This is a genomic window from Actinoplanes campanulatus, assembly GCF_014647795.1.
Taxonomy (GTDB): domain Bacteria; phylum Actinomycetota; class Actinomycetes; order Mycobacteriales; family Micromonosporaceae; genus Actinoplanes; species Actinoplanes campanulatus.
On record NZ_BMPW01000054.1, the window covers coordinates 1 to 8,735 of the forward strand.

General features: G+C 73.9%; 5 protein-coding genes. All 5 read left to right on the plus strand.

Features of this window, described 5'->3' with window-relative positions; genetic code table 11:
* Positions 1–2,007: cation-translocating P-type ATPase (locus IEZ13_RS45795; RefSeq protein ID WP_189285797.1), on the plus strand; the 2,007-nt coding region annotated here is incomplete at its 5' end.
* A gap of 17 nt (positions 2,008–2,024) precedes the next feature.
* Positions 2,025–2,894 (plus strand): universal stress protein, encoded by an 870-nt coding sequence (locus IEZ13_RS45800; protein ID WP_229795806.1) that lies wholly within the window; start codon positions 2,025–2,027, stop codon positions 2,892–2,894.
* Between the two features lie 33 nt (positions 2,895–2,927).
* Positions 2,928–4,565, plus strand: a complete 1,638-nt coding sequence (locus tag IEZ13_RS45805; RefSeq protein WP_183227319.1) for an NAD(P)-binding protein — start codon at positions 2,928–2,930, stop codon at positions 4,563–4,565.
* Positions 4,562–8,086 carry a pyruvate:ferredoxin (flavodoxin) oxidoreductase gene (nifJ, locus tag IEZ13_RS45810; RefSeq protein WP_183227321.1) on the plus strand — a complete coding sequence of 1,175 codons (3,525 nt, stop codon included), beginning with the start codon at positions 4,562–4,564 and terminating at the stop codon, positions 8,084–8,086. Before IEZ13_RS45805 ends, nifJ begins: the two co-directional genes overlap by 4 nt.
* Positions 8,087–8,112: 26 nt before the next feature.
* Positions 8,113–8,598 carry a hypothetical protein gene (locus IEZ13_RS45815; RefSeq protein WP_183227323.1) on the plus strand — a complete coding sequence of 162 codons (486 nt, stop codon included), beginning with the start codon at positions 8,113–8,115 and terminating at the stop codon, positions 8,596–8,598.
* Positions 8,599–8,735: the final 137 nt, after the last annotated feature.

The window sequence follows — 8,735 nt, forward strand, 5'->3', positions numbered from 1 at the left end:
ACGGCGACCGGCCCGGCCAGCGCACTCGGCCGCATCGCCGACCTGGTCGCCCGGACCCGGCCCGGCCCGACCCCGTTGCAGCGGCGGCTCACCGCGCTCGGCCGGCTGCTGGGCGCGACCGCCGTCGTGGTGTCCTCGCTCGTGTTCGCGTTCGGGGTGCTCGCCGGTCAGCCGGTGACCCGGATGGCGATCACCGCGGTCAGCCTGGTGGTGGCCGCGGTGCCGGAAAGCCTGCCGGCCGTGGTGACGCTGGCGCTGGCGCTCGGCGCCCGGCGGATGGCCCGCACCCGGGCCATCCCGCGCCGACTGCACGCCGTCGAGACGCTCGGCTCGGTCACCGTGATCGCCTCGGACAAGACCGGCACGCTCACCGCGAACCGGATGACGGTACAGCGGGCGGTCACCGCGGACGGCGCCCGGCACACGGTCACCGGCACCGGGTACGACCCGGCCGGCACGGTCAGCGGCGACATCGGCGAGCCGTTGCGGGCGCTGGCCCGGGCCGTCCTGCTCTGCAACGACGCGAGCCTGCTGCCGCCGGATGAGGGCCGGGCGCACTGGGCCGCCGCGGGCGATCCGATGGAGGCCGCGCTGCTGGCCTTCGCCGGCTGCTGCGGCCTCGACCCGGACGCCGAACGGGCGGCCGCTCCGCGCGTCGCCGAGCAGCCGTTCGACCAGGCGCACCGCCGGATGACCACGGTCCACCGGACCCGCGAGGGCCGTTATCTGGTGGCCTGCAAGGGCGCCCCGGAGACCGTGCTGGACCCCGCAATCCACGCGGACCTGCTGGCGGCGGCCGCCGACCTGGCCGCGGGCGGCCTGCGAGTGCTGGCCGTGACCACCGCGACGACCGCCGACCGGCCGGACCCGGCCACCCCACCGCCACTGCACGCCGCCGGGCTGGTCGGTATCGGTGACCCGCTGCGGGTGACGGCACGGGACACCGCGGCGGCTTTCGAGCGCTCCGGCGTACACCTGCTGTTGATTACGGGTGACCACCCGGGGACCGCGGCTGCCATCGGCCGGGACCTGGGAATCCTGGCGCCGGGCGACGAGGTCGCCCGCGGCGACCTCGGCCCGCTCACCCCCGAGACCATCGAGAAGACCAGGGTTTACGCGCGGACGCGCCCCGAGCAGAAACTTGACATCGTGGCCGCGCTCCAGAGGCGGGGCGAGGTCGTGGCGATGACCGGCGACGGCGTGAACGACGCCCCGGCACTGCGCCGTGCCGACATCGGGGTGGCCATGGGCAGCGGCACCGAGGTGGCCCGGCAGGCGGCCGAGCTGGTGCTGGTCGACGACAACCTGGGCACCGTGGCGGACGCCGTCGGCGAGGGACGGCGGATCTACGACAACATCCGCCGGTTCCTGCGCTACGCCCTCTCCGGCGGGCTGGCCGAGCTGGCGGTGATGCTGGCCGGACCGCTGCTCGGGATGCCGTTGGCGCTGCTGCCGGCCCAGTTGCTCTGGATAAACCTGCTCACCCACGGCGTGCCGGGTGTCGCACTGGGCGCCGAACCGGCCGAGGCGGACGTGCTGCGCCGGCCACCGCGGTCGCCGCAGGAGTCGGTGCTCGGCGCCGGGCTGCTGCGTGACGTGCTGACCGGCGCCGGGCTGCTGGCCGCCGTGACGCTGACGGCCGGGGTGGTGGCGCACCGGCTCGGCCTGCCGTGGCAGTCGGTGATGTTCCTGGTACTCGGGTTCGCCCAACTCGGCGTGGCCCTCGCGGTGCGTGCGAGGCCGTCCCCCGGCACCGGCCGCAACCACGCGCTGCCCGCCGCCGTCGCGGTGTGCCTGCTGTTGCAGGTGGCCGGGGTCCTGGCCGCCCCGATGCACACGCTGCTGGGCACCGAACCGCTGTCCCCCACCGTCATCCTGGCCTGCTCCGCGGTCGCCGCCGTGCCCGGCGCGGTGCTGCGGATCACCCGTGGGCGCAGGCCGCTGAGGGACGGGACTTCCGGCCCTGCCCGGCAGGCATCGATGGGCGTGCCATGGAAGGAGGAGTGAAGAAGGAGGGCCGTACCGTGCAGAAGAGAATCATCGTCGGGTACGACGGGTCGTCCTGGTCTCACGACGCCCTCGTCTGGGCGCTGGAGGAGGCGGAACGCACCGGCGATCCGGTGGAGCTGGTCTACGCCGACGAATGGCCGGTCCTCGCCCCGGCGGCGAGCATGGTTCCGTCTCCCGCCGTGCGCCCCGAGTCGAACGCCGCGCAGGTCATCGACGGCACCCTGAGCCGTGCCGTCGAGGCGGCCCGCAAGACGCATCCGCTGGTGCCGGTCACCGCGACCACGCTGCGCGCGCACGCGGCCGCGGCCCTGACCGAGCGGTCCGCGCAGGCCCGGCTGCTGGTGCTCGGTGGTCGTGGGCACAGCGCGGTCGCCGGGCTGCTGGGCTCGGTCACCGTCGCGGTGACCGCTCACGCGCGCTGCCCGGTCGTCGTGGTCCGGGGCGCCACGCCCGTGACCGGCCCGGTGGTCGTCGGCATCGACGACACCGTCACCGCGGCCGGTGTGCTCGCGTTCGCCGCCGAACAGGCGAGGGCCCGCAAAGCGCCGCTGAGCGTCATCCACGCGTGGCCGCCGGTCACCGGCATCTGGGCGGAGACCCCGATGGCCACCGGGACGGTCACCGAACAGGAACGAGCGCCGTTCGACTCACAGGTGACCCTCGTCCGCGACACCTTCCCGGACCTGCGGATCGACGCGGACGCTGTCGTCGAGCACCCGGCCGCGGCCCTCACCCGGGTCAGCGACGGCGCGCAACTGCTGGTGGTCGGATCCCGCGGCCGTGGAGCGCTCCGCGGACTGCTGCTCGGCTCGGTGAGCCAGCATCTGCTGCGCCACTCGGCCTGCCCGGTGGCGATCGTTCACGATCGACTCGCGATGTCCTGAGAGCCCGCACCGTCCGGCGGCAGGGAGGCCGGCATGAACACCAAGTGGCACGACATGACGCCGCTGCCCGACCTGCTGCACGACGAGCCACGGGGCGGCCCGGCACGGCAGCGGCGGCCGGTCTACGTGGATCTGCTGCCGCCCTGCAACGCCGGCTGCCCCGCCGGTGAGAACATCCAGGCCTGGCTCGGGCACGCCCGGTCCGGTGATCACGAACGGGCCTGGCGGGTGCTGACCGCCGACAATCCACTGCCGGCGGTGCACGGCCGGGTCTGCTACCACCCGTGTGAGTCGGCCTGCAACCGTGCCCACCTGGACAGTCCCGTGTCGATTCACGGGGTGGAACGGTTCCTCGGCGACCTGGCGCTGGAGCGCGGCTGGCGGTTCGATCCGCCGGCGGCGCCGACCGGCCGGCGGGTCCTGGTGGTGGGCGCCGGGCCGAGCGGGCTGTCCGCGGCGTACCACCTGGCCCGGCTCGGGCACCGGGTGCAGGTGCGGGACGCCGGTGACGAGCCGGGCGGCATGATGCGGTACGGCATCCCCGCGTACCGGCTGCCCCGGGACGTGCTGGCTGCCGAGATCGCCCGGATCGCCGACCTGGGCGTCACCATCGAGTGCCACAGCCCGGTACGCGACCTGGAGGCGGAACGCCGGGCCGGCGGGTTCGACGCGGTGTTCGTGGCGGTCGGGGCGCACCTGTCCAAGCGGGTCGACATCCCGGCGCGGGAGGCCGGCCGGATCGTCGACGCGGTGAGCCTGCTGCGCAGCGTGGCGGCTGGTGAGCGGCCGGCGATCGGCCGCCGGGTGGCGGTGTACGGCGGCGGCAACACCGCGATGGACGCCGCCCGGGTGGCCCGCCGGCTGGGCGCCGAGGAGGCGCTGATCGTCTACCGGCGGACCAGGGCGCAGATGCCGGCGCACGCCGAGGAGGCGGACGAGGCCGAACGCGAGGGCCTGAAGATCAACTGGCTGCGGACCATCCAGGCGTTCGACGGCCCGGACCTGACCGTCGAGGTGATGGAACTCGACGCCGACGGCCGCCCGACGCCGACCGGCCGCACCGAGACGCTCTCCGCCGACACCGTCGTGCTGGCTCTCGGGCAGCGCTCCGACACCGCCTTCCTGCGCGGGGTGTCGGGCGTCGAGTTCGGGCCGGACGGCACGGTCCTGGTGTCACCGTCGTTCATGACCGGCTGCCCGGGCGTCTTCGCGGGCGGCGACATGGTGCCCGCCGAGCGCACCGTCACCGTCGGGGTCGGGCACGGCCGCAAGGCGGCCCGGCACATCGACGCCTACCTGCGCGGGCTGTCCCATCAACCGCCGGACAGGCACCCGGTCGCCGATTTCGAGCTGATGCACCCGTGGTACTTCGGCGACGCCGCCCGCCGGCCCCAGGCCGAACGCGACCCGGCCGCCCGGATCGGCGACTTCACCGAGGTCGTCGCCGGGCTCGACACGGCCGCCGCCCGGTTCGAGGCCGGGCGCTGCCTGTCCTGCGGCAACTGCTTCGAGTGCGACGGCTGCCTGGGGGCCTGTCCGCAGGACGCGGTGATCAAGCTGGGGCCGGGCGCACGCTACCGGTTCGACTACGACCGGTGCACCGGCTGCGGCACCTGCTTCGCGCAGTGCCCGGTGCACGCGATCGAGATGATCCCGGAGGACCGGTCATGACCCGCATGACGATCGACGGCAACGAGGCGGCGGTGTCGGTCGCGTACCGGCTGAACGAGATCTGCTGCATCTACCCGATCACCCCGTCCTCGGCGATGGCCGAGCTGGCCGACCAATGGTCGGCGGCCGGGCGGCCCAACCTGTGGGGAACCGTCCCGTCGGTGGTGGAGATGCAGAGCGAGGGCGGCGCCGCCGGAGCGCTGCACGGTGCGCTCCAGAGCGGGGCGCTGACCACAACGTTCACTGCCTCGCAGGGCCTGCTGCTGATGATCCCGAACATGTACAAGATCGCCGGGGAGCTGACCCCCGCGGTGCTGCACGTGGCCGCGCGGGCGCTGGCCACCCAGGGCCTGTCCATCTTCGGCGACCACTCGGACGTGATGGCGGCCCGCGCCACCGGGTTCGCCATGCTGGCCTCCGCCTCGGTGCAGGAGGCCCACGACCTGGCGCTGGTGGCCCAGGCCGCCACGCTGCGCACCCGAGTGCCGTTCGTGCACTTCTTCGACGGGTTCCGCACCTCGCACGAGCTCAACACCATCGAGACGCTCGCCGACGAGGACCTGCGCGCCCTCGTGCCGGCCGACCTGGTCCGCGCGCACCGGGCCCGCGCGCTGTCGCCGGAACGGCCGGTGGTCCGTGGCACCGCCCAGAACCCGGACGTGTACTTCCAGAGCCGGGAGACGGTCAACCCATACCACGAACGGGTGCCCGCGGCGGTGCAGGAGGCCATGGACGCCCTCGCCGCGCGTACCGGCCGCGGCTACCGGGTGGTCGAGTACTCCGGCGCCCCGGACGCCGAGCGGGTGCTGGTACTGATGGGCTCGGGTGCCGAGACCGCCCAGGAGACGATCGCCCACCTCAACGCTCGCGGCGAGCGGGCCGGGGTGCTGCGGGTCTGTCTGTTCCGCCCGTTCCCGGCCGCCGAGCTGATCGCCGCGCTGCCGCCCACCGTCCGCCGGATCGCGGTGCTGGACCGCACCAAGGAGCCCGGGTCGGCCGGCGAGCCGCTGTTCCTCGACGTGGTGGCCGCGCTGGCCGGCAGCGGCCGGCCGATGCCCGAAGTGATCGGCGGCCGGTACGGGCTCGGCTCGAAGGAGTTCACTCCCGGCATGGTCGCCGCCGTGCTGGCCGAGCTGGCCGTCGCCCGGCCCCGCCCGCGGTTCACCGTCGGCATCGTCGACGACGTGAGCGGCACCAGCCTGCCCTGGACCGAACGGGACATCGAGCCGGCCGGCACCACCCGGGCGGTGTTCTTCGGGCTCGGCTCGGACGGCACGGTCGGCGCCAACAAGAACACCATCAAGATCCTGGCCGCCGACCCGGGCACCCACGCGCAGGGCTACTTCGTCTACGACTCGAAGAAGTCCGGCGGCCTCACCGTCTCGCACCTACGGTTCGGCCCCGACCCGATCCGCGCCCCGTACCTGATCTCCCAGGCCGGTTTCGTGGCCTGCCACCACAGCAGCCTGCTGGACCGGGTGGACGTGCTGGACCACGCCGCGCCGGGCGCCACCCTGCTGCTCAACAGCGACGCCGACGACGTCTGGCAGGCGCTGTCCCGCCCGGTGCAGGAGCAGATCATCGCCCGGAACCTGACCGTCCACGCGATCGACGCCGACCGGGTGGCGGCCGACGCGGGCCTGCCCGGCCGCAGCAACACCGTGCTGCAGACCTGCTTCTTCGCGATTTCCGGGGTGCTCCCTCCGGGCGAGGCGGTCATCCGCATCAAACAGGCCATCACCAAGACGTACGCGCGCCGCGGGCCGGACGTGGTCGCCCGCAACCACGCCGCCGTCGACGCCACTCTCGCCGCCCTGCGCCCGGTGCCCGTGCCGGGGCACGCGACCGCCACCCGGCAGCCGCCGCCGGTCGTCCCGGACGGCGCGCCCCGATTCGTCCGCGAGGTGACCGCCGCCATGATGGCCGGGCGCGGCGACCGGCTGCCGGTGAGCGCGCTGCCCGCCGACGGCACCTACCCGGGCGGCACCACCGCCTACGAGAAACGCAACATCGCCGACCTGGTCGCCACCTGGGATCCGCGGACCTGCATCCAGTGCGGCGCGTGTGCGTTCGTCTGCCCGCACAGCGTCATCCGGTCCAAGTTCTACGACGCCGACCTGCTCGCGGACGCACCGGACGGTTTCAGGTCGGCCGAGCTGAACGCCCGCGGCCTGCCCGGCACCGCCTACACGTTGCAGGTCTACCTGGAGGACTGCACCGGCTGCGGGCTGTGCGCCGAGGCCTGCCCGGTCGCCGCGATCGACCTGCAGCCGAGGGAGCCGCAGCTCGAAGCGGGCCGCGCCGCCATCGCCCACTTCGAGACCCTGCCGTACGCCGACCGCTCCCGGGTCGACTTCGGCACCGTCCGCGGCGCCCAGTTCCTGCAGCCGCTGTTCGAGTTCTCGCTGGCCTGCACCGGGTGTGGGGAGACCCCGTACCTGAAGGTGCTGTCCCAGCTGTTCGGCGACCGGCTGATGGTCGCGAACGCCACCGGCTGCTCGTCGATCTACGGCGGCAATCTGCCCACCACGCCGTGGACCCGCAACGCCGAGGGCCGCGGACCGGCCTGGTCGAACTCGCTGTTCGAGGACGACGCCGAGTTCGGGCTCGGCTTCCGGCTCGCCGCCGACCTGCATCGCCGGCTCGCCGACACCCGGCTGCGGGAGCTGCGCGACCGTCTCGGACCGGACCTGGTGGACGCCCTGCTGACCGCGCCGCAGCGCCGCGAGTCGGAGTTCACCGCCCAGCGGGACCGGCTCGCCGTGCTGCGCGAGCGCCTGTCCGGGCTGGACCCGGCCGACCCGGCCGTCGCCGACCTGTCCAGCGTGCTGGAGCATCTGGTACGCCGCAGCGTCTGGATCGTCGGCGGGGACGGGTGGGCGTACGACATCGGTGCGGCCGGGCTGGACCACGTGCTGGCCAGTGGCCGGGACGTCAACGTGCTGGTGCTGGACACCGAGGTCTACTCCAACACCGGCGGCCAGATGTCCAAGGCCACCCCGCTGTCGGCGGTCGCCCGGTTCGCGGCCGGTGGCAAGACCACGCCGAAGAAGGACCTGGCGTTGCAGGCGATCGCCTACGGCAACGTGTACGTGGCCCGGGTGGCGATGGGCGCCGACCCACAGCAGACCCTCCAGGCCCTACGGGAGGCGGAGGCGTATGACGGGCCGTCGCTGGTCATCGCGTACGCGCACTGCATCGCCCACGGCCTGAACATGCGCGACGGCCTGACCCGGCAGCAACTGGCGGTGGCCACCGGCTACTGGCCACTGGTCCGCTATGACCCGCTGCTGCGGGCGGCCGGCGCCAATCCGTTCCTGCTGGACTGCCCCCGGCCGAGCCTGCCGCTGACCGACTTCACCGAGGGCGAGCTACGGTTCCGGCAGCTGCGCGACACCGATCCCGCCGAGGCGGACCGGCTGGCCCGGCTCGCCCAGGAGGCAGTCGACCAGCGCTGGATCCGGTACGAGGAAATGGCGGCCAACGGCCCGGAACGGTTCCCGGCCGACGCCCGCCGCTGATCACCCGACGGTGAGGAGGCTCAGCGATGACACTCCGGGAGATCCAGATCCTGCACCCCGTCACCGGCGAGGTGCTCCACACCTGTCCCGGCCCGGATCCGTCGGGCCGCTGCCCGATGGCCGGCCCGGACGGGGTGGTCCCGTGCGCCGGGCTGATGATCGCGCCGCCACGGCCCGATCCGCCGTACTGGCCGCTACGGATACCGCCCGGATACCGGTACTGCGACGTGCCGTGGAACGAGAAGGTCCGCGCCTGCCTGCGCAAGGCGGAGAACTGCCGGCGACGATGGGACGCCGGGCTGCGCCGCTCCAACATGCGGGTGCACTACCTGGCCGAGCACCGTGATCCCCGCTACCGGAAGATGTCGCCCCGGGACCTCGACGTGACCGCACTCTGGTACTGGCGGCTGTCGGGGACCGCGCAGGGGCTCCGGCGGTCCGAGCAACGCGCTCAGGAGCAGGCGGACACGTACCTGGCCGCCGCCGAGCGCCGTCGCACCGCGGCCGGCTGAGTACCGGCTGCCCCGGGTCAGCAGATCCGGGGCAGCTGCTCGCCGAGGAGCACGTCGAGCACCCGGCGCGACCCCACCGGGGTACGCACCACCACCGGCCCGTCGGTGCACGCCGTGCCGATCCGGACCGCCTGATC